8 protein-coding genes are annotated in these 26,405 nt (G+C 74.6%); 1 reads left to right on the top strand and 7 read right to left on the bottom strand.

Going from position 1 to position 26,405, the window contains the following annotated elements; translation table 11 throughout:
• Positions 1 to 132: 132 nt before the first annotated feature.
• From ABZX96_RS23365 to ABZX96_RS23395, 7 genes are all read right to left on the bottom strand, one after another.
• Positions 133 to 1,350, bottom strand: coding sequence for a cytochrome P450 (locus ABZX96_RS23365; protein ID WP_355547584.1), 1,218 nt, complete (start codon positions 1,348 to 1,350; stop codon positions 133 to 135).
• Positions 1,347 to 5,135 (bottom strand): beta-ketoacyl synthase N-terminal-like domain-containing protein, encoded by a 3,789-nt coding sequence (locus ABZX96_RS23370; protein ID WP_355547587.1) that lies wholly within the window; start codon positions 5,133 to 5,135, stop codon positions 1,347 to 1,349. Before ABZX96_RS23370 ends, ABZX96_RS23365 begins: the two co-directional genes overlap by 4 nt.
• Positions 5,136 to 5,181: 46 nt before the next feature.
• Positions 5,182 to 10,749 (bottom strand): SDR family NAD(P)-dependent oxidoreductase, encoded by a 5,568-nt coding sequence (locus ABZX96_RS23375; RefSeq protein ID WP_355547591.1) that lies wholly within the window; start codon positions 10,747 to 10,749, stop codon positions 5,182 to 5,184.
• A gap of 27 nt (positions 10,750 to 10,776) precedes the next feature.
• Positions 10,777 to 12,039 (bottom strand): cytochrome P450, encoded by a 1,263-nt coding sequence (locus tag ABZX96_RS23380; RefSeq protein ID WP_355547594.1) that lies wholly within the window; start codon positions 12,037 to 12,039, stop codon positions 10,777 to 10,779.
• 3 nt (positions 12,040 to 12,042) lie between these two features.
• A complete protein-coding gene (locus tag ABZX96_RS23385; protein WP_355547597.1) occupies positions 12,043 to 21,564 on the bottom strand; it encodes an SDR family NAD(P)-dependent oxidoreductase in 9,522 nt (3,173 codons plus the stop codon).
• Positions 21,565 to 22,209: 645 nt separating this feature from the next.
• Complete coding sequence (locus ABZX96_RS23390) at positions 22,210 to 22,548, bottom strand: cytochrome P450 (RefSeq protein ID WP_355547600.1); 339 nt, start codon at positions 22,546 to 22,548, stop codon at positions 22,210 to 22,212.
• Positions 22,549 to 23,499: 951 nt separating this feature from the next.
• Entirely contained in the window at positions 23,500 to 24,579 is a 1,080-nt protein-coding gene (locus ABZX96_RS23395; protein WP_355547603.1) for a LacI family DNA-binding transcriptional regulator, read from the bottom strand.
• A 498-nt stretch (positions 24,580 to 25,077) separates the two neighbouring features.
• Between ABZX96_RS23395 and ABZX96_RS23400 the strand changes: the two genes are divergently transcribed.
• Entirely contained in the window at positions 25,078 to 26,106 is a 1,029-nt protein-coding gene (locus tag ABZX96_RS23400) for an SIS domain-containing protein (RefSeq protein WP_355547606.1), read from the top strand.
• Positions 26,107 to 26,405: the final 299 nt, after the last annotated feature.

Below are 26,405 nucleotides of genomic sequence, written 5' to 3' on the forward strand. Positions count from 1 at the left end.
CTCGATCGAGAACACGGGCGGCCCCGTTCCCGGACAACGCGGCCGGTCTTCACGGGAGTCCCGTTCGCGGTGGGGCGTGAGCGACGGGCCGGAAGCGACGCCGCGGTCGTGTCCCTGATCGTGGTGCGGGGGTCAGTCCCCCTGCCAGGTCACGCGCATCGCCTCCGGTCCCCGGATGTGCGGCCGTACCCTCCACCTGATGTCGCGGACGGTCAGCTCCGGGGCCCTGGTGAGCAGCACCCGCAGTCCCTCCTGGAGGTCGATGCGCCCGAGCTGGGCGCCGACGCAGTGGTGCGCGCCGTGGCCGAAGGTGAGGTGTCCGCCGGGTGGCCGGGTGAAGTCGATCGCGTCGGGGTCCTCGAAGCGGGCCGGGTCGTGGTTGGCCGACTCGACGGCGACGGTCAGGGCTTCGCCCGCGCGCACCAGCGTGCCGCCGACGTTGACGTCCTCCCGCGCGTAGCGGACGAACAGGCCGGCGCCGGCGGAGGCGTTGTAGCGCATCAGCTCCTCGGCCGCCGCCGGCAGCTCGGCCGGGTTCGCGCGCAGCCGGTTCCAGAGCGCGCGGTCGCCCCGCGTCAGGACGTAGACGCAGTTCGGGATCTGGGTGATGATCGCCTCGAACCTGGCCAGCATCGTGCTGACGACCAGTTCGACCAGCTCGGTGTCGGTGAGCCAGTCCTCCTCGTCCCGGGCCTGGATCAGCGCCGACATCAGGTCGTCGCGGGGGCGGGCCCGGCGCTCGGTGATGAGCCGCTCGATGCAGGCGCGCAGGGCATCGAACCGCCGCTGCATGTCCTCGGCGCCGACGGCGCTGCCGGGCAGCAGCGCCGCGCTGGTCGACGCGAACGCCTCACGGTCCGAGGCCGGCACGCCGAGCAGGTCGCAGATGGAGCGCACGGTCATCGGCTGCACGTAGTCCGTCACGATGTCCATGCCCGGCCCGGCGTCCATCGCCGCCGACAGCAGATCGTCCGCCGCCGCGTGCACCGTCGGGCGCTGCGCTTCCATACGGGACCTGCTGAGGGCTTTGACCAGCAGCTTGCGCAGCCGGGTGTGTTCGGGGGCGTCCAGGGTGATCAGCCCGGCCAGGTCCGTCGCCTCCTCCTGGCGCGGATAGTCCCGGCCGACCGACATCGCGCGGCTGAACCGCGCGTCGCCCAGCACCAGCCGGGCGTCGGCGTAGCGGGTGACCAGCCAGGTGGGTTCGCCGTAGGCGAGCCGCACCCGGAGCAGCCCCTCGCGCTGCCGCAGTTCCCGGAACCGCTCGTTGACCTCGATGCCGTGGCCGTCGTCGAAGGGGAAGTGCTCCAGCGCCTCTGCGGCGTCGGGAAGATCGGGAACGGTCGTCATGCGGGCTGCACCTCCGTCAGCCAGTCGTGCAGGTTCGCTGAGATCAGGTCGGCGTGCTGGGACAGGATGGTGAAGTGGTCGCCGGGCAGCCTGCGCACGCGGTGTGCCAGTTCGGCCGGGAACGGGTGGTCCTCCGAGCTGGTGGGCATGTCCGCGACGACCTCGCTGGCGAGCAGGTGCAGGACCGGCGCCTTCAGCGGGCCGGGCCGCCAGCCGCTGTAGATCCTGCTGTAGCCGCCCATCGCCGCGATCTGGCCGCTGGTGGTCACGGTCCGGTCCGGACGGTCGAGCGACATGCCCATGAGGTCGCGCCGCCGGATCTGCTCCCGCATGAACTCGCTGCGGGTCTCGGTCTGGTCCATCTCCTCCTCCGGGAGGTAGGAGTCCAGCAGGAGCAGCGCGGTGACGGGGACGCCGGTCTGCTCCAGGTGTGCGGCCAGGTCGTGCGCGAGCCAGCCGCCCGAGGAGTAGCCCGCGACGATCAACGGGGTGCCGGCCAGCTCACGGCGCACCGGTTTGGCCAGCATCCGCGTCAGGGCGGCACGGTCGGCGGGCAGCGGGGCCTCGCCCGCGAATCCGGGCGACCACAGCGACCACACGTCGGACGCGGGGTCCAGCCCGGCGTGCAGGTAGGAGTAGGGCAGGTCCAGGTTGGGGAAGATCGGCGGGGTGAGGCCGACGATCGTGGGGCCGCCCGCGCCCGTCCCCACCTTGCGCAGTTCGGCGAGATCGCGCGGATCGTCCCGGTCGAAGGTGTCGCGGGTCTCGGAGGCCGCGCGGGCCAGGCGGAGGGCGACGTTGATCCGGCCGGTGCGGATCGCCCGGATGTAGAACGAGGCCAGGCTGCCGTCGCTCTCGTCGGCGTTCTCGGGCGCCGGGCCGTCCACCGGCCCGGTGCCGGATTCCGGGGCCTCGGTCCCGGGCGGGGCGGTCCCCGCGATCTCGTCGAGCGTGCCCTCCTCGGCGCGGGCGGCCAGCTTCTCCACCACGCGCTCGGCGAGATCGGCCACCGTGGGGTAGTTCAGCACGTCGGCGAGTTCGATCTCCACACCGGCACGGGCGGTGAGCTGCTTGCGCAGGTCCTCCGCGGCCAGCGAGTCCATCCCGAGATCGCGGAACGTGTCCTCGACGTCGATCCGGTCGTCCGGTCCGTTGCCCAGCGCCCGGTCCAGGCACGCACGGACCAGCGTCTCGACGCGGCGCGCGCGCTCCCGCTCCTCCAGTGCCCACAGCACGGCCGCGGGCGAGCGGCGGTCGGGCTCGCGCGTCGCGGGGTCGTCGGAGACCAGCACCGGCATGGTCCACTCGCGCTCGATCCAGTACCGGCTGCGCTGGAAGGCGTAGCCGGGCAGCGGGATGCGCCGCGCACCGGTGCCGGCCAGGACGGCACGCCAGTCCACCGCCGCGCCCATCGCGTACGCGCGGCCCAGCGCGCGCACGACCGCCGCCGGACCGGTCTCCGCGCTCTCCGTCTCCTCCGGCACGGCCAGCACGGCGGGACCGTCGGACGGCTCGGCGGCCAGGCCCGCGGTGTCCCCGCCGAACACGACCAGCAGCCGGTGACCGTCGGCCCGCAGCTCGCGGGCGGCCGGGCCGGGTTCGGCGGCCGGCACCGCGCGGTAGTCGTCCTCGGCCGGACGGTCCCGCAGCCAGCGGCCGGTGTCCCCGCACAGCACCGGCGCGCCGGGAGCGGGGGGCGGGACGTCCACGACGTCGGGTTCGGCGCCCGCGGGGCACCCGGCCGCGATCCGCAGCGCGGAGGACAGGGACAGCCAGCCGACCGCCCAGGACGCGGCCGGCAGGCCGGATCCGTGTCCGGCCAACGCCGCCGGGCGCACGCCGGACGCGCACCACACGCGTGTCACGCCGGTCAGCACGGCCAGCGTGGCCGGGGCCAAGATGTCCGGCCGGTCCAGCGGTGGCGCGTCCGGGTCGCCGCGCAGCACGTCCGTCAGGGACCAGCCGACCAGCCCGGTCAGCACCTCCTCACATGCGGAGAGGTGCTCGGCGAACGGCTCCGCCTCGGCGTACTGGGCGGCCAGCGCGCGCACCGCGGCCGGGGTGCACGCGTGCGGGTACAGGAACGCGGTGGTGCCGTTGCGCACGGCGGTGCCGGAGACCGCCACCGTGTCGCTCCCGGTGTCGTGCCGGCCCGTGCTCAGCGCGGTCAGGCCCGCGGCGAGGTCGGCCGGGGTGGAGCCGAACACCACCGCGCGGTGCGGCAGGTGCGCCCGGGCGGTGGCCAGCGACCACGACAGGTCCAGCAGGTCCGGGTGCGCCCGGTCGAGGTGCTCGTGCAGCGCGGCGGCCTGCGCGGACAGCGCCTGTTCGGTCCGGCCCGACAGGGGCCAGGCCAGCAGGGGCGGGACGGCCCTCTCGCGGGACTCGATGTCCGGGTCGGGTTCCGGGTCCTCCAGGATCAGGTGCGCGTTGGTGCCGCCGACTCCGAACGCGGACACGCCCGCCCGCCGGGGACGCCCGTCGCGCGGCCACGGGACCGCGCGGGTGAGCAGTTCGACCCCGCCCTGCGACCAGTCGACCCGGGGGGTCGCCGTGTCGATGTGCAGGCTCCTGGGCAGCGTGCCGTGCCGCATGGCCAGCACCATCTTCACCACGCCGGCGACCCCGGCCGCGGCCTGGGTGTGGGCGAGGTTCGATTTCACCGCGCCGACCTGCAGCGGCGGCCGGCCGCCGCGGTGGCGGCCGTACCCGGCCAGCAGCGCCTGCGCCTCGATGGGGTCGCCGAGCGCGGTGCCCGCGCCGTGCGCCTCCACCGCGTCGATGTCGGCGGGCGTCAGGCCGGCCGAGGCGAGCGCGTCGGCGATCACCTGCTGCTGCGCGGTGCCGTTCGGGGCGGTCAGGCCGGAGGAGGTGCCGTCGGAGTTGATCGCCGATCCGCGCAGCAGCGCGAGCACCTGGTGGCCGTTGCGCCGCGCGTCGGACAGCCGCTCCAGCACCAGCATCCCGGCACCCTCGCCCCACGCGGTGCCGTCGGCGGCCGAGGAGAAGGGCTTGCACCGCCCGTCCGGTGCCAGGGCGCGCTGCCGGGCGTAGTCGATGAACAGCAGCGGGCTGGACATGACGGCCACCCCGCCCGCGAGCGCCAGGGTGCACTCGCCCGCGCGCAGCGACCGCACGGCCAGGTGGATCCCGACCAGGGACGAGGAACAGGCGGTGTCCACCGTGAGCACGGGCCCCTGCAGGCCGAACACGTAGGCCAGCCGGCCGGAGGTCACGCTGCCCGCGTTGCCGATGGAGAGCTGGCCCAGCATGTCCTCGGGCATCTCGCGGACCGCCGTGACGTAGTCCGCGTTGGACAGTCCGAGGAACACGCCGGTGCGGCTGCCGCGCAGCCCGGCCGGATCGATACCGGCGGACTCCAGCGCCTGCCAGGTGACCTCCAGCGCGATCCGCTGCTGCGGGTCCATGCCGAGCGCCTCGCGGGGCGAGATGCCGAAGAACTCGGCGTCGAAGTCGGCCGCGTCGTCGAGGAAGGCACCGTGCCGGACGTAGGAGCGGCCCGGTGTGCCCGGTTCCGGGTGGTAGATCTCATCCTCGGTCCAGCCGCGGTCGGCCGGGAACCCGGTGATCACGTCGCGCTCCGCGGCGAGCAGTTCCCACAGCTCCTCCGGCGAGCCGATCCCGCCGCCGAACCGGCAGCCCATGCCGACCACGGCCACCGGGTCCTCGACGGGGTTCTCCAGCTCCCGCAACCGCTCCCGGGTGCGCTGGAGTTCCGCGGTGACCCGCTGGAAGTACTTGACGAGCTTCGGGTCCTCGCCCACAGATCTCGTTTCCTCTCCGGTCGGCCGGGCGGTCCCGGCTGCTGGTTCACGCATCGCCGAGTTCCCGGTCCACGAAGGCGTAGAGCTGGTCCACGGAGGCCGAGCTCAGCTCGTCCGCGTCGGGCTCCGGCTCGCCGTCCAGGGCGCGCAGCGCCGCCCGCAGCCGTTCGCGCAGCGCCTCGCGCCGCGCGCTCTCGCCGGCCAGCGCCTCCTCGACCGCTCGTTCGAGTTCGGAGAGCCGGTCCGGGCCGGGCTCGGCAGGTCCGTCCGCCGGTTCCTCCGGGCCGGCGGCATCCGGCGCGATCTCCGTACCGAGGTACGCCGCGAGAAGGGCCGGGGTGGGGTGGTCGAACACCAAGGAGGCGGGCAGGTTGAGCCCCGTGGCGGTGTTGAGCCGGTTGCGCAGCTCGACCGAGCTCAGCGAGTCGAATCCGAGGTCTCCGAACGGGCCGTCCGCGGGCACCCCGTCCGCGGACGGGTAGCCGAGCACGGCCGCGATGTGACCGAGCACCAGGTTGAGGAGCTGCCGGTCCCGTTCGGCGGGGCTCAGCCCGCCGAGTCTGCGGGCCAGGTCCGCCGGGGACTCGGCGGGCGCGGCGGACCGCGCGGAGCTCCGGCGGCGGGCCGGGCGGACCAGATCGCGCAGCAACGGCGGAATGCCCTCCTCCCCCAGGCCGGCCACGGTGGCCGGGTCCAGCCCGATGGGCACCAGGTGGGCCCGGTCCGAGCCGGTCGCGGTGTCCCAGAGGGCCAGGCCCTGTGCGACGGTCAGCGCGCGGAGCCCGGTGCGGTCCATGCGGGCCCGGTCCGCGGCGGCCAGCCCGGCGCCCATCCCGTCGGTCGTGCCGGTCTCGTCGTCCGGCGCCCACAGGCCCCAGCCCAGCGAGCGGGCCGGGAGTCCGGCGGCGGCCCGCTGGTTCATGAGCGCGTCCAGGAAGGCGTTCGCCGCGGCGTAGGCCCCCTGGCCGGCGGTGCCGAACACGCCGGCGGCGGAGGAGAAACAGGTGAACTCGGCGAGGTCGAGGTCCCGGGTCAGCTCGTGCAGGTGCCAGGCTCCGTCGACCTTCGGCGCCAGCACGTTCTCCATCTGCTCCTCGGTCAGCGACTCCACCAGGCCGTCGTCCAGCACACCGGCCGCGTGGACCACGGCGGTGAGCGGGTGTGCCGCGGGTATCCCGGCCAGCACCCGGGCCACGTCCTCCCGCCGGGCGACGTCGCCGCGCGCCACCTCGGCGTGCGCGCCGAGCCCGGCGAGTTCGGCGACGAGTTCCGCGGCGCCGGGGGTCTGCGCGCCGCGGCGCGAGAGGAGCAGCAGCCTGCGGGCGCCCCGGCTCGCCAGGTGCCGGGCCAGCGTGCGGCCCAGCGAGCCGAGCCCACCGGTGATCAGCACGGTGCCGTCGGGGTCGGGCGTGCGGGCGGCCTGGCCGCCGTCGCTCGGCGCCGGGCCGTCCTCGCGGTGCAGCCGGGGCACCAGCAGTTCGCCCGCGCGCAGCGCCACCTGGGGCTCACGGGCCGCGGACGCGACGGCCACCGCGTCGCGCAACGCGGCGTCGGCGGGCTCGTCGACGTCGACCAGCAGGAGGCGGCCCGGGTACTCGTTCTGTGCCGAGCGGGCCAGTCCCCAGGCAGCGGACAGCACCAGGTCGGGTTCGTCGCCCGCGCGCACGCCGAGCGCGCGCTCGGTGCGGACCACCAGCAGCGAACCGGCGAACCGCTGGTCGGTGAGCCAGCCGCGCAGGTACCCGGTCAGTTCGGTGAGCGCGGCGCGGACCCGTGCGGTGACGTCGTCCCCGGCGGGACGGGACGGGCGCAGCACCACCACCGGCGGCACCGGGTCCGCCGCGTCCGCCAGCGACGCGAGGTCGAGTTCGCCGGTCCCGGGGTCGTGCCACCCACCGGGGTCGTCCACGGTGGAGGGCCGGCGCACGGGCACCCAGTCCTGTGCCAGCAGTTCCGCGCCGTCCCCGGCCGGTCCCAGCAGGTAGGACTCGTCGGCGGGCAGCGGCCGGAACACCAGGGAGTCCACCGTGGCCACGGTGGCACCGGTCTCGTCCGCCAGTGTGATCGCCACGTCGCCGTTCCCGCCGGTGGCGTGCACCCGCACCGTCGAGGCTCCGGCCCGGAAGAGCGACAGCCCCGACCAGGAGAACGGCATCGAGCCGTTGCCCTCGTCGATCCCGTCCAGCTGCGGGCCGAGGCCGACCGCGTGCAGGGCCGCGTCCAGCAGCGCCGGGTGCAGGCTGTAGCGCTTCGCGTCCCCCGCCGCTTCGGCGGGCAGGGCGACCTCGGCGAACATCTCCGAGGTCCCGTCGGGGAGGTCGCGTTGCCAGAGGGTCCGCAGACCCCGGAACGCGCCCTCGTAGCGGAAGTGCCTGCCCTCCACCACCTCGTCGTAGACGTCCGCGACCGGGATCTCCCGCGCGTCCCGCGGCGGCCAGTGCGCGAGGGCCGTGTCCGGCGTCGCGGTGCGGACATTCAGGTAGCCGAAGGCGTGCGACCGCCAGGGGCCCGGCTCGGCCCGGCCCACGCCCTCCGGCCGGGAGTACACCCGCACCGGGCGGCGGCCGGTCTCCTCGGTGTCGCCCACCACCACCTGCACCGACACCCCGCCGTGCTCCGGCAGGACCAGCGGTGCCTCGACGGTGAGCTGTTCGAGCAGGTCGCAGCCGACGTGCTCGCCCGCGGCCAGCGCCAGTTCCACGAAGCCGGTGCCGGCCAGCAGGGGGATGCCGCGCACCCGGTGGCCCCCCAGCCAGGAGTGCGACTGGAGGGACAGCCTGCCGGTGAGCCGCACGCCGTCGCCCTCGGCCGAGGACACCATGGCGCCCAGCAGCGGGTGGCCCACCGGGAGCAGCCCGGTGGAGCGCAGGTTCAGCCCGTTCCCGTCCGGCACCAGCCAGTACCTCTCGTGCTGGAACGCGTAGCCGGGCAGGTCCGCCGTCCTGGCGGGGGCGGCGGGCAGCACGGCGGGCCAGTCCACCTCGACGCCTTGCGTGTGCAGCGCGCCGAGGGCGAGCAGCACGTCCTTGGTCTCGTCGCGATCGGCCCCGCGCAGGGTGGGCACCACCGCCTCGTCCGGCCCGGCGTCCCGCCCGGCCAGCCCGGAGAGCACCGCGCCCGGTCCCAGTTCGAGCAGGACGCGGGCGCCGGCCTCGCGTGCGGTGCGCAGCCCGTCGTGGAACCGCACCGCCTGCCGGACGTGCGCGGTCCAGTACTCCGGCGAGCGCAGCTCCTCCGCCGTGGCCGTCTTGCCGGTGAGGTTGGAGATCACCGGGATCTCCGGCTCGTGCGTCGTCAGCCCGGCCACCACCGTGCCGAACTCGGCCAGCATCGGCTCCATCAGCGGCGAGTGGAAGGCGTGGCTGACCCGCAGCCGCCGGGTCCGCCGTCCCCGGCCCGCCCAGTCGGCCTCCAGTTCGGTGATGTCCTCCTCCGCACCGGAGACGACCACCATGTCCGGGGCGTTCACCGCCGCGACGGACACCCGCCGCTCGCGCCCCGCCAGCCAGGGGGCCAGGTCCTGCTCGGTGCCCTGCACGGACAGCATCGCGCCGCCCTCGGGCAGCGCGGCCATCAAACGGCCTCGGGCGGCCACCAGCCGGACCGCGTCCGGCAGCGACCACACCCCGGCCGCGTGCGCCGCGCCGATCTCCCCGATCGAATGCCCCAGCAGCAGGTCCGGGCGCACCCCCCAGGAGCGCATCAGCCGGAACAGCGCGGTCTCCACCGCGAACAGGGCGGCCTGGGCGTAGTCGGTGCGGTCGAGCAGGTCCGGTTCGCCCTCCAGCACGGTCCGCAGCGGAGTCTCCAGCTCCCGGTCGAACAGCTCGCACACCTCGTCGAACGCCTCGGCGAACGCCGGGAAGGAGGCGGCGAGCTGCCGCCCCATGCCGAGCCGCTGCGCGCCCTGGCCGGTGAACAGCACGCACAGCCCGCCGCCGGCCGCGGTGCCCACCGCCACGTCGGTGACCCGGCCGGTGTCGAGGTGGCCGCGCAGCGCGGAGAGAAGTTCGGCCCGGTCCCGGCCGGGTACGGCCAGCCGGTGGCGGAAGTGGGTGCGGCGGGTGGCCAGCGCGTACGCCAGCCCCTCGGCGGAGGGAGCGCCGTCGGACTCGGCGAAGGCCAGCAGCCGGGCCGCCTGGGCGCGCAGCGCGTCCTCGGTCCGGCCCGACACCGTCCACACCAGACCGGCGGGCGGCGCCGCGGGCTCCGGCACCTCCGGCTCGTCGTGCTGTTCCAGCACGACGTGGGCGTTGGTGCCGCTGATCCCGAAGGAGGAGACGGCGGCGCGGCGCGCTCGGCCGGTCTGCGGCCAGGGCATCGCGTCGGCGAGCACGCTGACCCCGTCCACTCCCCAGTCCACCTTCGGGGTGGGGCTGTCCACGTGCAGCGTCTTGGGCGCGACACCGTGCCGCATCGCCATGATCATCTTGATGATGCCGGCCACGCCGGCCGCAGCCTGCGTGTGCCCGATGTTGGACTTCAGCGAGCCCAGCAGCAGCGGCCGGCCGGACGGCCGGTTCTGCCCGTAGGTCGCCACCAGCGCGTTGCCCTCCACCGGGTCGCCGAGCGGGGTGCCGGTGCCGTGCGCCTCGACCACGTCGATGTCCTGGGTGGACAGTCCGGCGTCGGCGAGCGCGGTACGGATCACCTCCTGCTGGGCGGTGCCGTTGGGCGCGGAGAGCCCGTTGCTGGTGCCGTCCGAGTTGACCGCCGAGCCGCGCAGCACCGCGAGCACCTGATGGCCGTTCCGCCGCGCGTCGGACAGCCGCTCCAGTACCAGCAGGCCCGCCCCCTCGGCCCAGATCGAGCCGTTCGCCCCGGCCGCGAACGCCTTGATCCGGGCGTCCCGGGAGGTGACGCCCTGGCCGCAGAACTCGACGAACGTCTCCGGAGTGCTCAGCACCGTCACACCGCCCGCCAGCGCGATCGGGCACTCGCCGGCGCGCAGGGCCCGCATCGCGAGGTGGGTGGCGACCAGGGAGGACGAGCAGGCGGTGTCCACGGTGAGGGCCGGGCCGTGGAAGCCCAGGGCGTAGCTGATCCGACCCGAGATCACGCTCATGGTGTTGCCGGTGATGCCGTACTGGGAGAACTGGTCGGTGCCCTGCCAGAGCATCTCGTAGTCGTTGCTGGACGCGCCGACGAAGACCCCGGCCCGCTCGCCCACCAGCGAGTCCGGCAGGATGCCCGCGGACTCCAGCGCCTCCCAGGCCAGCTCCAGCACCAGCCGCTGCTGCGGGTCCATCACCAGCGCCTCGCGCGGGGAGATCCCGAAGAACGCGGGGTCGAAATCGCCCGCGCCGCTCAGGAAGCCGCCTTCGCGCACGTAGGTCCGCCTGGCCTGCTGGGACTCCGGATCGGGGTCGTAGAGCTCCTCGATCGGCCAGTGCCGGTCCTCGGGGAAGGGCGAGATGGCGTCCGTGCCCGCGGCCACCAGGTCCCACAGCTGGGCGGGCGAGGCCACGTCGCCGGGCAGCCGGCACGACATGCCGACCACCGCGATCGGCTCGGCGGACCGCTCGGTCGCGTCACGCAACTGCTCCCGGGTGCGTAACAGATCGGTGGTGACCCTTTTCAGGTATTGCCGGAGCGTGGTGACTTCATCGGACATGAACGACTCCCTGCGACGAATGGCCGGTCAGAGTTGGAAGGTGATCCGCTCGGTGTCGAGGCCGCGGACGACCACGTGCCTGCGATAGCTCAGTGAGTCCTCGTGCACGTGGAAGCCGCGCAGCCGGCGGGCCAGCTCACCGAAGACGATCTCCGCCTCCAGCCGGGCCAGGCTGCTGCCGAGGCAGTAGTGCGCGCCGGCGCCGAAGGCGAGGTTCATCACGCCGGGCTTCCGGTCCGCGATGAACCGGTCCGCCTTCGGGTGCACCCGCTCGTCCCGGTTGCCGGACGCGAGGACCAGGGTGACCACCGAACCCTCGGGGATGTCGAGGCCGTTGATCCGGTCGGACCGCAGCGCGACCCGGCCGGTCAGCATGATCGGGCAGTCGTAGCGCAGCGCCTCGCTCACCACGTCGCCGGCGATCTCCGGGTTCTCCCGGAGCAGCTGGAACTGCTCCGGGTGGCGCGACATCGCGAGCAGGCCGTTGGTGATCAGGTTCGTGGTGGACTCGTGGGCCGCGGTGAACACGGTCACCACGACGTTCGTCACCTCGCGCCGGCTCAGCCCGCGCCCGTCCTCCTGTGTGGAGAGCAGGCTGGAGATGAGGTCCTCGCCGGGGTTGCGGCGGCGCTTGTGGATGAGGTCCGCGAAGTAGCCGTGCAGTTCGGTGGTGGTGCGGACGATGCGGACGAGTTCCTCGCGGTCGAACATCGCGGTGGAGTGGAAGCTGGCCACCAGCGTGGGCAGCTCCGTGGACAGCGCCATGTCGCTGGACCACTCCCGCAGCATCGGGATGTCCTCGCGCGGGATGCCCAGGAGCGTGGCGATGACCCGCAGCGAGAGCGCCCCGGCCAGGTCCTGGACGCCGTCGAACTCGCCGTCGGCCAGGCAGTCGCGGAGCAGTTCGTCCACGATCTCGCGGATCCACGGCTCGAAGCGCGCGGTGATCCGCGGTGTGAACGCCTTGCTGACCAGGTTCCTCTGCCGCCCGTGGTCGGGATCGTCCATGAAGAAGATCGAGTTGAGCACCGGCTCGTCGCCGCGGTCGCCGAACAGTTCCCGCATCCCCGGGGCGTTGAACGTGTCACTGCCCATGGTCTTGTGGCTCTTGAGCACCGCCAGACAGTCGTCGTGGTCGCTCAGCAGCAGGGAGCCGTCCGACGTCCACATCGGGCCCTGCTCCCGCCACCGTTCGAACAGCGGGTAGGGGTTCGCGAGCACCTCCCGGTCGAGCAGGGCGTGCAGCGGGTTGTCCGGCACGGTGGCCGGTGAGCGGCTGGGTACTGACATGGGCTAGGTCCTCTCCGTGGCACGGCCGGCGGTGCGACCGGTGTCCGATTCCGCGTCGTCGAGCACTCCGTCGATCAGCGTGAACATCTCGTCGTCCGTGGCGCCGCTCAGGTCGGGCACCGCGGCCCGCTCGCCGGCGGTGCCGTCCTCCTGGCCTCGGAGCAGTCGCCGCAGTGTCGTGGTGACCGCCTCGGGGACGGGCGCGGACGGGGGCCGCCGGAGCAGGGCCGCCTCCAGTTCCCTCAGGCGGTCCAGCACGACGCGCTCGGCCGGGTCGCCCTCCTCGACACCGAGCGCGTCGCCGAGGTACCGGGCCAGCGCGGCGGCGGTGGGATGGTCGTAGACCGCGGAGGCCGCCAGCGGCACTCCGGTGTCCGCGCCGAGCAGGTTGCGCAGCCGGACCCCGGCCAGCGAGTCCAGGCCCAGCTCCCGGAACGGCCGGTGCGCGTCCAGGTCCCCGGCCGGCCGGCCCGAAACGGCGGCGACCCGGTCGGTGACCAGCTCCAGCAGCACCGACGACCGCAGCTCCGGCGCGGTGGCCGCCAGCCGTTCCCGCAGCGCGCTCGCGGGTTCGGGCCCGGTGTCCGCGCCCACACCCGGCAGTCCGGAGCACAGGCGCCCCGGCCGTGCGGCGGCGAACCGCGGCCAGTCCACGGCACCGGCCGCGTACTGCGCCGCACCGCCGGACAGCGCCCGCTCCAGCGCGTCCAGCGCCCGGTCGGCGGGCATCGGCGTGGCGCCGCCGTCCGACCGCGGGCCGACGGGCCAGGACGTGGTCATCCCGGTGTCCAGCCAGGGGCCCCAGGCCAGGCTCGTCGCGGGCAGGCCCGCGGCCTGCCGGTGGGCCGCCAGCGCCTCCACGACGGCGTTGGCCGCGGCGTAGTTGCCCTGTCCCGGCGAGCCCGCGGTGCCGGCCAGCGAGGAGCACAGCACGAAGAAGCGCAGCGGATGCCCGGCGGTCAGCTCGTGCAGGTACCGCGCGCCGTCCGCCTTCGCCGCGAACACCCGCGCCAGCCGGGCCTCGGACAGCGATTCCAGCACCCCGTCGTCCAGCACCCCGGCGGCGTGCACCACACCGGTGAGCGACCGCCCGGCGAGCAGCCCGGCCAGCGCCTCGCGGTCCGCCACGTCGCAGGCGGCGATCTCCACCTCGCTGCCCAGCGCGGTGAGTTCGGCGCGCAGTTCCGCCGCGCCGGGGGTGTCCGCGCCCCGGCGGCCGATCAGCAGCAGGCGGTCCGCGCCCCGGGCCGCCAGTCGGCGGGCGATGTGCGCGCCGATGCCGCCCAGCCCCCCGGTGATCAGCACGGTGCCGACGGGCTCCGCCGTGACGGGTTCGGTGCGGGGCACCGGGACCAGTCGCCGGGCGTACAGCCGCCCGTCCCGGATCGCGATCTCGTCCCTGGCGGCCAGCGCGGCGGGCAGCGCGGCCAGGTCCCCCGCGGCCGGTCGCGGCGGCAGATCCACCAGGCCGCCGTACAGCCGGGGCGCTTCCATGCCGGCGACCCGCACCAGCCCGCACACGGCGGCCTGCTCCGGATGCGGCACGGCGTCCGCCGCGTCGGCCCGCACGGCGCCGCCGGTGATCGACCACAGGGGCGTGTCCGCGCCCCGGGACAGCAGTGCCCGCAGCAGCGCCAGGGTGGCGGCCAGGCCGGTCGGCACCCGCGGCGCGTCCGGGCCCTCGGCCATCGCCAGGAGGGAGACGATGCCGGTGCCCGGCGGCAGGCCGGGCAGCAGCCGGTCCCAGTGCTCGGCGTCCACGGCGTCGCCGCGCACCGTGCGGGTTCCCTCGCCCAGCACGCCCGCCACGTCCTCGGTGAGCCGGTCCCAGTCCGCGCCCGGCGGGGCCACCACCAGCCACGGCCCCGGCGCGTCGGCGGCCGGGCCGGGTTCGGGCAGCAGCGGCCACTCGACACCGTGCAGCAGGGGATCGGCGGGGGCCCCGTCGTCGTCGGGCAGCCAGAACCGCTGACGGGTGAACGCGTAGCCGGGCAGCGGCACCGCCCGGCCGCCCGCGCACCAGGCCGCCCAGTCCACGTCGACGCCCCGGGTGTGCGCGGTCGCCAGCGCCGTCAGCAGGCCGTGCACCTCGTCGGCGTCCTGCCGCAGCAACGGCAGGAAACCGTCCCCGCCCAGCGCCTCCTGGCCGAGCGCGCTGAGCGTCGCGCCCGGTCCCAGCTCCAGGTAGGTGCCGGTGCCCGCCGCGTCCAGCGTGCGCAGGCAGTCGTGGAAGCGCACCGGTTCGCGTGCGTGCCGGACCCAGTACTCCGGGTCGCGCAGCTCTTCGGTGACCCGTGCGCCGGTCACCGAGGACACGACCGGAATCTCCGGTGCTTGGAAGTGCAGTTCGGCCAGCACCTTCCGGAAGGGGTCCAGGACCGGGTCCATGTGGGGGGAGTGGAACGCGTGGGGCACCGCCAGGAGGTGCGCGTGGGGCACCCGTTGGGAGATCTCCCGCACCGCGTCCGCGTCCCCGGCGAGCACCACGGAGGCGGGCCCGTTCACCGCGGCCAGCGCCACCCGGTCCTCGTGGCCGCGCAGCAGGTCCGGCACGTCGGCTTCCGGTATGCGGACGGCCACCATCGCGCCCTCGCCGCCGAGTTCGCGCATCAGCCGCCCGCGCGCGGCCACCAGTGCGCAGGCGTCGGCGAGCGAGAAGACGCCCGCGGCGTGCGCCGCGGCGATCTCGCCGACCGAGTGCCCGGCCACCGCGTCCGGCCGCACCCCCATCGCGGTGAGCAGCCGGAACACCGCCACCTGCACCGCGAACACCGCGGCCTGCGCGTGGTCGGTGCGTTCCCCGGGTCCGTCCCGGAGGATCTCGTCGAGCGGCCGGTCCAGCAGCGGGTCCAGCTCGGCGGCGATCTCCCGGAGGGCCGCCGCGAACGCCGGTACTTGATCGCGGAGCGAGGTGGCCATGCCCGCGTACTGCACGCCCTGGCCGGGGAAGAGGAACGCGGTCGCGCCGTCGGCCGCCACTCCGGTGATGCCGGTCCCGGCGCGCAGCGCGGCGGTCAGCTCGCCGGTGTCCGTGCCGAGCACGACGGTGCGGGCGCGCAGCCGGGCCCGCGTGGCGGCCAGCGAGTACGCCACGTCCAGCGCGGACGGCGAGCCGTTCCCGTCCTCGTCGGCCAGCCGGCGGAGCAGGGCCCCGGCCTGCGCGGGCAGCGCCTCCGGGGTGGCCGCGGAGAGCACCCACGGGATCAGCGCGGGAGCCGCGGCGGTCGTCGGCTCCGGCTCGGGCTCGGGCTCGGGCTCGGGTTCCTCCAGGATCACGTGCGCGTTGGTGCCGCTGAGGCTGAACGAGGACACCGCCGCCCGGCGCGGACGGCCCTCGCGCGGCCAGTCCACCGGCTCGTCCAGCAGCCGCACCGCGCCGTCGTCCCAGTTGACGTGCGGGCTCGGGTCGTTCAGGTGCAGGGTCCGGGGCAGCCGGCCGTGCCGCATGGCCAGCACCATCTTGAGCACGCCCGCCACGCCCGCCGCGGCCTGGGTGTGCCCGAGGTTGGACTTCGCGGACCCGACCAGCAGGGGATGCGCCCGGTCCCGCCCGTAGGCCGCCAGCAGCGCGGTGGCCTCGATCGGGTCGCCGAGCGGGGTGCCGGTGCCGTGCGCCTCCACCGCGTCCACCTCGCCGGGCGCCAGGCCCGCGACGTCCAGCGCGTCCCGGATCACCCGCTGCTGGGCCGAACCGTTCGGCGCGGTCAGCCCGTTGGACGCGCCGTCGGAGTTGAGCGCCGAGCCGCGCAGCACGGCGAGCACCCGGTGGCCCCGTTCGCGCGCGGTGGACAGCCGCTCCATCACCAGCAGGCCGGCGCCCTCGCTCCACGAGGTGCCCTGCGCCGCGGCGTCGAAGGGTCTGCACCGGCCGTCCGGGGCGAGCACCCCCACCTGGGAGAACTCCACGAACAGCGTCGGCGTGGTGAGCACCGTGATGCCGCCCGCCAGCGCGACCGTGCACTCACCGGCTCGCAGCGCCTGCGCGGCCTGGTGCATCGCCACCAGCGCGGAGGAACACGCCGTGTCCACCGTGATCGCCGGGCCGTGGAAGCCGAACGTGTAGGCCAGCCGCCCCGACGCGACGCTGCCCGCGTTGCCGATCGAGACGTCGCCGGTGAGGTCCTCGGGCGTCCGGTGCGCGCGGCGCGCGTAGTCGTTGCCCATCAGCCCGAGGTAGACACCGGTGCGGCTGCCCCGCAGCGCGGCCGGATCGATCCCGGCGTCCTCCAGCGCGTGCCAGGCCAGTTCCAGCAGAATGCGCTGCTGGGGGTCCATCGAGACCGCCTCGGCCGGGGCGACGCCGAAGAAGCCGTTGTCGAACTCGGCGATCCCGTCCAGGAAGCCGCCGTGCCGCACGTAGCTGCGCCCGCCGCGGCCCGGCTCCGGGTGGTAGACCTCGTCCAGGTTCCAGCCGCGGTCCGCCGGGAACTCGGTGATCGCGTCCCGCCCGGCGGCCAGCAGCTCCCACAGCTCGTCCATGGTGGACACCCCGCCGGGAAAGCGGCAGCTCGCGCCGACCAGCACCACCGGGTCGTCCGTGTCGTGCGCGTCGGGCCCGGCGACCGGTGGCCGGCCGCCGGGCAGCGCGTCGGGGAGCTGCCCGGACAGGTACCCGGCCAGGGCCTCGGGGGTGGGGTGGTCGAACACCGCGGTCGCGGGGAGCCGCACCCCGGTCGCTGCGGAGAGCCGGTTGCGCAGCTCCACCCCGGACAGCGAGTCGAAGCCGATGTCGCGGAACGCCCGCGACGGGTCCACCCGGCGCTCCGTACCGAGCACGGAGCCCACCGTGGCCAGCACGAGATCGAGCACCGACCGCTCGCCACCGGAGACGAGCACGGGCGCCGCGGCAGCGGCGGCCGGCCGGGCCGCGCTCCGCCGGACGCCGAGCAGCCCGGCCCACACCGGAGCCCGCTCCGGGCCCGCCGCCCGCACACTGTCCAGGTCGAAACGGGCGGGCACGGTGCACGCCAGGCCGGTGCCCAGCGCCGCGTCGAACAGCGCGAGCCCGTGCTCGCGGGACATCGGCACGAGCCCGGTCCGCCGCAGCCGGGCCCGGTCGGTGTCGCCCAGCCGCCCGGTCATGCCGGTGTCCTGCGCCCACAGTCCCCACGCCATCGACGAGGCGGGCAGTCCCCGCGAGCGGCGGTGCTGCGCCAGCCCGTCCAGCCACGCGTTGGCGGCGGCGTAGTTCGCCTGCCCCGGCGTGCCGAGGACACCGGCCACGGAGGAGAACAGCACGAACGCGGCCAGGTCGAGGTGTGCGGTCAGTTCGTGCAGGTTGCGCGCGCCCTCGACCTTCGGCCGCAGCACCGCGTCCAGCCGTTCGGGGGTGAGGGAGCGCACCGTGCCGTCGTCCAGCACCCCGGCGGCGTGGATCACCGCGGTCAGCGGCCGGTGTTCGGGGATCGCCGCCAGCAGTTCGGCGAGGGCGGCCCGGTCGGCGACGTCGCACGCCGCGAACGTGATCTCGGCGACGCCGGCCAGGTCCTCCAGACCGGCGTCGAGCGCCGCGCCGCCCCGCCGCCCCGCCAGCACCAGGTGCCGCACCCCGTGCTCGGTGACCAGGTGCCGGGCCAGCTCCCGGCCGAGTACGCCGGTCCCGCCGGTGATCAGCACCGTGCCTTCGGTGAGGTCGGGCCGGTCCCCCGTCCGCGTCACGCGGGCCAGTCGCGGCGCGAACGCCTGCCCGCCCCGGACGGCGACCTCCGGCTCACCGGTGCTCAACGCCAGTTCCAGGGCGGCGCCGGCGTCCTCGGGGTCGCCGGAGCCGTCCAGGTCGACCAGCACGAACCGGCCGGGATGTTCGGTGCGTGCCGTGCGGACCAGGCCCCAGACCGCCGCGGCGTCGGGGTCCTGGTCGTCCTCCGGCGTGATCGCGACCGCGCCGCGGGTCCGCACGATCAGGGGCCCGCCCGTCGCCTTCCCGTCGTCGGTGCCGTCGGCGTCGTCGGTGTCGTCTCTGTCGTCGGCGTCCAGGAACTCGCGGACCCGCGCCAGTGCTTCCTCGGGCCCGGCCACGTCCACGACCCGCGCGTCCACGAGCGCCTCGGCGGGCCTCCCCGCGACCGGCACCCAGTCCAGCCGGTGCAGCGCCCGGTCCACGCCCGCCGTCCCCGGCCGCACCGGCCCCACGGGCCGGAGCGCGAGCGCGCCGATGGTGGCCACCGGTTCGCCCGCCGCGTCGGCGAGCGCCACGGCGAACGCGTCGTTGCCCCGCGGAGTCAGCCGCACCCGCAAGGCCGTGGCCCCGACCGCGTGGAGCGCGACCCCGCTCCAGGAGAACGGCAGCCTCACCGGCGCGTTCCCCTCGTCCAGCAGCAGCGGGTGCAACGCGGCGTCGAGCAGGGCCGGGTGCAGGCCGAACCGCCCGGGATCGACCGGCAGTTCGACCTCGGCCCAGCGCTCCGTACCGAGCCGCCAGGCCCGCCGCAGTCCCTGGAAGGCCGGTCCGTACTCGTAACCCCGCTCGTCGAGCCGTGCGTACTGGCCGTCGAGGTCGATCTCCTCGGCACCGGCCGGCGGCCACTCCGTCAGGGTCGCACCGCCGGACCCCGCAGCCTGGAGCGTCCCGGTCGCGTACCGGGTCCACGGCGCGTCCGGCGCGGACCGGGCGTACATCGCCAGCGTGCCCGGACCCGTCTCGCCGATCGCGATCTGCACCTCGGTCTCGCCCCGCTCGGGCAGCACCAGCGGGCTCTCCAGCACCAGTTCGTCCAGCACCGGCAGCCCCGCCCGCTCACCCGCGTGCAGCGCCAGTTCGACGAAGGCCGCCCCGGGCAGCAGTACGGTGCCGCGCACCTCGTGCTCGGCCAGCCAGGGGTGCCGGGTGAGGGAGAGCCGGCACGTGGCGACCAGGCCGCCCCCGGCGAGCTCGACCACCGAGTCCAGCATCGGATGCCCGGCGGCGGGCCCGGAGGCGGCGGTGGGCAGCATCCAGTACCGCTGCTCGCGGAACGGGTAGGTCGGCAGCTGTACACGCCGGGCGCCGTCGAACAGCCCGTTCCAGTGCACGTCCACACCGTGCACGGCCGCCTCGGCCACCGCCCGCAGGAAGCGGTCGGCACCGCCCTCGTCCCGTTTCAGGGTCTCCAGCACCACGCCGTCCGCGTCGTGGTCCTCCTGGACGTCACCGAGGATCTGCCGCACGCCCCCGGCGACCACCGGATGCGGGCTGACCTCCAGGAACGTGGTGTGCCCTGCGGCGACCAGCCCGCGCACCGCCGCCTCGAACTCGACCGTGGCGCGCAGGTTGCGGTACCAGTAGTCCGCGTCCAGCCCGGTCGTGTCCACCGGACCTCCGGTCACGGTCGAGTGGAAGGGCACCTCGGCCGCCTTCGGCGTCACCGGCGCCAGCAGTTCGCGCAGTTCCGCACGCAGCAGTTCGACCTGCGCCGAATGTGAGGCGTAGTCCACCGGCAGCAGGCGCGCCCGTACGTCCTCGGCGACCAGCGCGGCGGCGAACTCCTCGACCGCCTCGACGGTGCCCGAGACCACCGTCGCGCGCGGCCCGTTGACCGCGGCCACCGAGAGGTCCTCGCCCCAGCGGGCCATCGCCTCCTCGACCGCCGCCCTCGGCAGCCCCACCGACAGCATCCGGCCCGTGCCGGAGAGCGCCCGCAACGCCCGGCTGCGCAGCGTGACGATCCGCGCCCCGTCGTCCAGGGACAGCGCGCCGGCCACGGTCGCGGCCGCGATCTCGCCCTGGGAGTGGCCCACCACCGCGGCGGGCCGCACCCCGTGCGCCCGCCAGAGTCCGGCCAGCGACACCATGACCGCCCACAGCGCGGGCTGCACCACGTCCACCCGGAGCAGCGCGTCCGCGTCGGTGAGCACGTCGCCCAGGTTCCAGTCCACGTACGGGGCCATCGCGTCCTGACAGGCCGCCATGTGCCCGGCGAAGACCGGGCTGGACTCCAGCAGTCCCGTGGCCATCCCGGTCCACTGCGTGCCCTGGCCGGGGAACAGCAGCACCGGATCGGTGTCCCGGCCGGGTGACCCGACGACGGTGCCCGGTGCCGGATCGCCCCCGGCGAGCGCGTCCAGTCCGCGCGCCAGCGCGTCCCGGTCCCGGCCGAGGACGGCGGCCCGGTGCTCGAACCCGGCCCGGCCGGTCGCCAGCGTGAACCCGGCGTCCAGCAGGCCGACCTGGTCCGATCTGAGCCGCTCGGCCAGCCGTCCGGCCTGCTCCCGCAGCGCCTCCGCGGACCTCGCGGACAGCAGCAGCGGCACCGCGGACGCCGGTCGCGGTGGCGCGGCGGGCACGGGTTCCGGGGCCTGTTCCAGGATCACGTGGGCGTTGGTGCCGCTGATGCCGAACGAGGACACCCCGGCCCGGCGCGGGAGTCCGGTCTTCGGCCAGGGGGTGTTCTCCGCGAGCGGGGTGACGCTGCCGGACTCCCAGTCCACGTGCGGGCTGGGCTCGGTGTGGTGCAGGATGCGCGGCAGCACGCCGTCACGCATGGCGTGCACCATCTTCAGGATGCCCGCCACCCCGGCGGCGGCCTGCGTGTGCCCGATGTTCGACTTGACCGACCCCACCAGCAGCGGGCGCGCCCGCTGCGGGCCGTGCACCGCCAGCAGCGCCCGTGCCTCGATCGGGTCGCCGAGCCGGGTGCCCGTGCCGTGCGCCTCCACCGCGTCAATGTCCGCCTCGGACAGTCCGGCGTCGGCCAGCGCCGCCCGCAGCACCCGTTCCTGAGCCGGCCCGCTGGGCGCGGAGAGCCCGTTGGAGGCCCCGTCCGAGTTGACCGCGGTGCCGCGCACCAGCGCGTGCACGGTGTGCCCGTGGCGCAGGGCGTCGGAGAGCCGTTCCAGCACCAGCATGCCGACGCCCTCGGACCAGGCCGTGCCGTCCGCCGTCGCGGAGAACGGCTTGCACCGGCCGTCCGGGGCGAGGCCCCGCAGCCGCGAGAACTCCACGAACATCTCCGGCGTCGCCATCACCGTCACCCCGCCGGACAGGGCCAGGTCGCACTCGCCCAGACGCAGCGACTGCACCGCGAGATGCGTGGTCACCAGCGACGAGGAGCAGCCGGTGTCCACCGTGACCGCCGGGCCGTTGAGGCCGAGCACGTAGGCCACCCGGCCGGACACCACGCTGGAGGTGTTCCCGGTGATCTGGTACCCCTCCAGCCCGTCCGGGACGGTGTGCACCCGGGGCGCGTAGTCGTGCATCATCGAGCCGGCGAAGACGGCCGTGCGGCTGCCCCGCAGCGAGGTCGGATCGATCGCCGCGTTCTCCAGTGCCTCCCACGCCGTCGTGAGCAGGAGGCGCTGCTGCGGATCGGTGGTCAGCGCCTCGCGGTCGGAGAGCCCGAAGAACTCGGCGTCGAAATGGCCTGCGTCGTAGAGGAAGCCGCCGTGCCGGACGTAGGAGGTGCCGGGCCGGTCCGGGTCGGGATCGTAGAGGGCCTCCAGGTCCCAGCCCCGGTCGTCCGGTAACTCGCCGATCGCGTCGATCCCGTCCCTGGCCGTCCGCCAGAGCCCTTCCGGGTCGGCTATTCCGCCCGGGTAACGGCACGCCATTCCCACAATCGCAATCGGTTCGCCCGGCATCCGGTGCCCTCCCAGAGCAGTTTGGACTTTGTCGGCTGCCATGGACGCCAACTCATTCTCCGAACTCGCGACCATCCAACCAAACGGCGATAAATCGTGGTGCACCGACATGATGAGCACCCAGGCTCATTCCACACAACACCGACCGGCCGAAATCTGGGGCTTTCACTAGAGACTTCGGCCTGCCGTCAAGAATTTCCGGCACCATCGTGACGCGTAGCAGATCCCGCCGAATTCCGCTACCCGCCGAAAGCGAGGCGGCCATTCCGCCGCACTGGCCACCCCCCGGCGAGCACTCCCCTCGACCGTCGCCGGGCCGACCTCGAACAACGGCCAAAACCGCAGGCCACGAGTTCGCCCAGTGGCGCCGCTCGAATACCGGGCAGCAGGACGACTCACCCTTACCCGGAACCCGGGATATCAGATCACACGGCAAGTCATGGATATACACCTGAACGAGAGCAGGTCTCCAGACGAATCGCCGTCACCGCAAGCTCTTTGTCCGGAAAACGCGGCGTGATCCACTCCCCTGTCCGAATTCGACCGGCACAAAACGAACCGCCTCTCCCGCGGCTCGGTAAACGCATGGCCGACGGCCGGCGCTTTTTGCCCCCGTCACCAAGTGACCGGTAGTGCCGATACCGAGAACGCGGAGCGGTCGACGTGGCGCAGTTCGTCGCGCGGCGTGGCCGGGCGGAGAGTTTCGTCGCGCGGCATGGCCGGACGAAGAGTTTCGCCGCGCGGCATGGCCGGGCGGGGCGTGGGGACGCGCCGGAACAGGGTGCCGAGGACGATGCGCGGCTCCAGCCGGGCCGGATTCCTGCCGAGGCATCGGAGCGGTCCCCAGCCGAAAGCCAGGTACCTGCGGCTGTCCCTGGTGACGTCGAACGCGTCCGGGTCGGTGAAGGTCGCGGGGTCGCCGGTTGGCGGCGGACAGAGCGGCGACGCCCTCACCCGTTGTCCGTACCGGAGTGTCGGCGATCCCGACATCCGCCATGGCGCGGCGAACCAGGGACAGCCCGGCGCCCGACATCTGGTCCGCGTGCCCGGCGTCGGCCCGCACACCGTCGAACGGACCGTCGGCGACGCACCGGACCTTGGGGCGCGGTTCTCGCACGCGGCGGATGGTGGCCTCGCCGGCGACCGGACGACGGGCGGGGCCGTGCCCGGGTGGGTCCGTCTCGATCAGCGAGGGCCCGAAGCCGGGGAACACGGTCTCGGCGTCGCGCCTCCACGGAAAGTCCGGGTGCGAGCGGCCGGAGCCGACCCGCGCGCCACCGAGCACGGCGCGGTCGTCTTCATGGCGCGCGGCAACGAACACGGTGCGTCCGCTCGGGCCCGTCAACCTGGGCAGGCCGGGGTGCTCGCGCAGGCCCGCGTACTCCGGCGGCGGGGAGAACGGGCAGGTCCGAGACAACATCGGCCAAGTCTCGGCTCGTAACGGGCTCTGGTCGCGCACGGTGACCACCTCGACTCTGTCGAAAATCGAGGACAACTGTACGACTGGCGATACCCGATTTTCCCTAGACTTCCGTTGAATTCGGAACTTTGTCGTCCGTCCGTATCGCCCGAAGGACGCTGACTCTTCCGAGGGCGGCGGGAGGCGTGTCGCGCGGGCTTCCGGACGCCTGCGCCCGGTTCCTCGACCGGCGAGCGGACCACCACCGTGCCCGTCTGCTGTGACCGCCCGTCAGGAGGGCGAACTGCCGTGCCACCCACGGCAGTTGGCCCCCGTCGCTCGTCGTACGCCCTCCGGTGGCCGGGGGCGTCGGCCGGTGGCCGGGCGGGCCGGCGCGGCCTCGCCACACCCCCACCGACCTCGCTCACCAAGAGCTCCTGCCCGATGCGCGGCAGCGCAAGGGATCGGGGGCGAGAGGCCCGACCGGGCGCCGGGCACGTCCCGCGTCAGCCGCCCGGCGGCGGCACGGCCGCCACCGACTCGCGGGCGATGAACCGCGTCGGCAGGGTGATGTGTTCCCGCTCGCCGGTGCCGCCCTGGACGCGGGAGACCAGGGCGCGAACCGCCCGGGCGCCCAGTTCCTGGACGGGCTGGGCCACCACGCTGATCCGGGGGCGCACTGCGCGGGCCCAGTCGGTGTCGTCGAAGGTGACCAGGGAGAGGTCCTCGGGGACGCGCAGGCCCAGATCGCGTACGGCGGACAGGACACCCAGGGCGATCACACTGTCGGTGGCGAAGAGGGCGGTGGGCGGTTCGGGGGCGGCGAGCAGGTCCCGGGCGAGGTCGGCCGGGTCCTGCTGGTGGAAGGCGCCCATCCGCAGATACGTGTCGGTGTCGGCGATGCCCGCCTCCCGCAGCGCCGAGCGGTAGCCCTCGATCCGGGCCAGCCCGGTGGAGCCCGGATCCACCGGGGCCGGGTCGCGCACCCCGTCACCGACCAGGCTGACCAGGGCGATACGGCGGTGCCCCGCGGCCAGCAGGCGGCGTACGGCGTCCCGGGCGGCGCCGTGGTTGTCGACGGTGACGGAGTCCATCCCCAGGTCCGGGATGTCGCGGTCGAGGAGGACCACGGGGCACCCGGCGGCGTGCGCGGCGGCGAGGTGACCGGCGTCCGTCGTGGCGGCGGGGGCGACGATCAGGCCGTCCACGTGCTTGTCGCGCAGGGTCTTGACGGCGGCCTGCTCGGCGGCCGGGTCCTCGTCGGTGTTGGCGAGCAGTACCTGGTAACCGGCGGCGCGTGCCGCGTCGGTGATGCCTCGGGTGACCCCCGCGAAGAACGGGTTCTGGATGTCGGCGATCACCGCGCCGAGGGTGTGCGTACGTCCGGTGATCATGGAGCGGGCGAGCTGGTTGGCGCGGTAGCCGAGCCTGTCGGCGGCGGCCCGTACGCGTTCCCGGGCCTGCGGGCTGACGGAGCCGTAGCCGGCCAGGGCCCGGGAGGCGGTGGAGCGGGAGACGCCTGCCTCGCGGGCGACATCGGGGATCGTGGCGGGCCGGTGCGGACCGCTGCGTCGGTTCGTCGTCATGGCCCGGCCAGGTTATCGGCTGGTCGGGCGACGGCCGGGGGCGGTCTCACGGGGGCGGTCTCACGGGGGCGGGAAGGGAAGGCCGACGAGGGGAGGCGGGGCGCGGGGACTTCGGGGGCTCCGGGCGCCCACCGCTTGGCCGTCGCTCGGACACCGCCTCTCGGGCGCCCCTTCGCGTACGACTGGCGCGCGGGCCTGCCCCGGCGCCCCTTCCGCGTACGACCGTCGCCTTCCACCCCGTCCATCACACCTCGCCCTCCACTCCCCACCCCCTTCACTTTCCGCGTGCTCCTCCCCTCACGCCGAGGAAACCGCCCCCGAAGTATTGACGCTCCGTTGTCGCGGTGGGAAGGTTCCCAGCATCCCGCTGAGAACGTTCCCAACGCGCTGACGCTCCGTCTTGGGAACGTTCCCAGCCCGGTTCTCCACCCTGCTTTTCCGACCCTGTTTCCCTGTTCCCAGCCATTCCTGGGCTCTTGGCTCCTGGAGAGGACCCGCGTGACCACCGCAACCCTGCCCCTCAAGCCCATCACCAAGGACTTCAAGGAGGTCGTGGCCTTCGCGCTGAGCCAGAACGAGGCCACCCGCGCCTTCGTCGACGAGGTCGTCGGCGCCGGATTGCGCAATGTCTTCCTCGTCGGCTGCGGCGGCTCGCTCACCGCCGCCTACCCGGCGCACTTCCTGCTGGAGACCCGCGCCCGGTTCCCGGTGTTCCACATGAACAGCGACGAGTTCAACCTGCGCCGGCCCGCCCTGCTGGGCGAGGGCTCGCTCGTGGTGGTCTCCTCGCACACCGGCACCACCAAGGAGACGGTGGCCGCCGCCCGCTACGCGCGCTCGGCCGGTGCCAAGGTCGCCGCCATCGCGCGCGACGCGGACGGCCCGCTGGCCGAGGCCGCCGACATCACCTTCACCTACGGCAGCGAGGACACCGTCGTGGCCCCCAAGGGCGTGCTGTTCGGGCAGCTCGCGCACGCCCTGCTGGAGCGCACCGGAGTGGCCGGCGACCACGCGGCGATCCGTACGGCGTACGAGGCGCTGCCCGAGGCGCTGTACACCGCGCAGGAGGAGGGCGAGGAACTGGCCCACTCCATCGCCACCGCGCTGGCCGACGAGGAGGTGACGTACGTCCTGTCGGCGGGCCCCAACTACGGCGCGGGCTACGGCTTCACCATGTGCTACCTGATGGAGATGCAGTGGAAGCACGGTGGCAGCTACCACGCCGGCGAGTTCTTCCACGGCGCCTTCGAGATGGTCACCGAGGACCAGCCGGTGATCCTCTTCCTCGGCGAGGACCCCACCCGCCCGATGGCCGAGCGCACCAAGGCGTTCCTGGACACCTACACCCGCAAGGCCCACTACGTGGACTCCCGGATCTTCAGCCTCCCCGGCGTGCCGCGCGAGGTGCGCGGTGACATCACCCCCATCGCGCTGGACGTCTTCGTGACCCGGCTGGCCCGCCACTACGAGTCGGTGCGCGGTCACGACCTCGACCAGCGGCGCTACATGTTCCAGGTGGAGTACTGACCGCTGCCGGGCGGAGCGGCGACCCGACCCAACCCGACCCGACCTGCTCCCCGGGGCGCCCCCTGCCCCCGACCAGCTTCCCGGAGGAGTACCGCCCCGGTCTCCGGGCGGGTGCCGGCCGACCCCCGGGCAGGCGCCGGCCCACCCCGCTCCCCGGCGGAGTACCGGCCCGCCCTCGGCCCCGGCCCGGCGCGCACACCCCCGCGTCACCACGCCGGCGCGCCCGGCCCGGAGCGACCCGGAGCGGCCCGTACCACCCGGCACGGCCCGCGTCCGGCCCGGCGGCGGCACCCCGCCGG

The sequence above is a fragment of the Streptomyces sp. NPDC003077 genome (assembly GCF_040611095.1).
Taxonomy (GTDB): Bacteria; Actinomycetota; Actinomycetes; order Streptomycetales; family Streptomycetaceae; genus Streptomyces.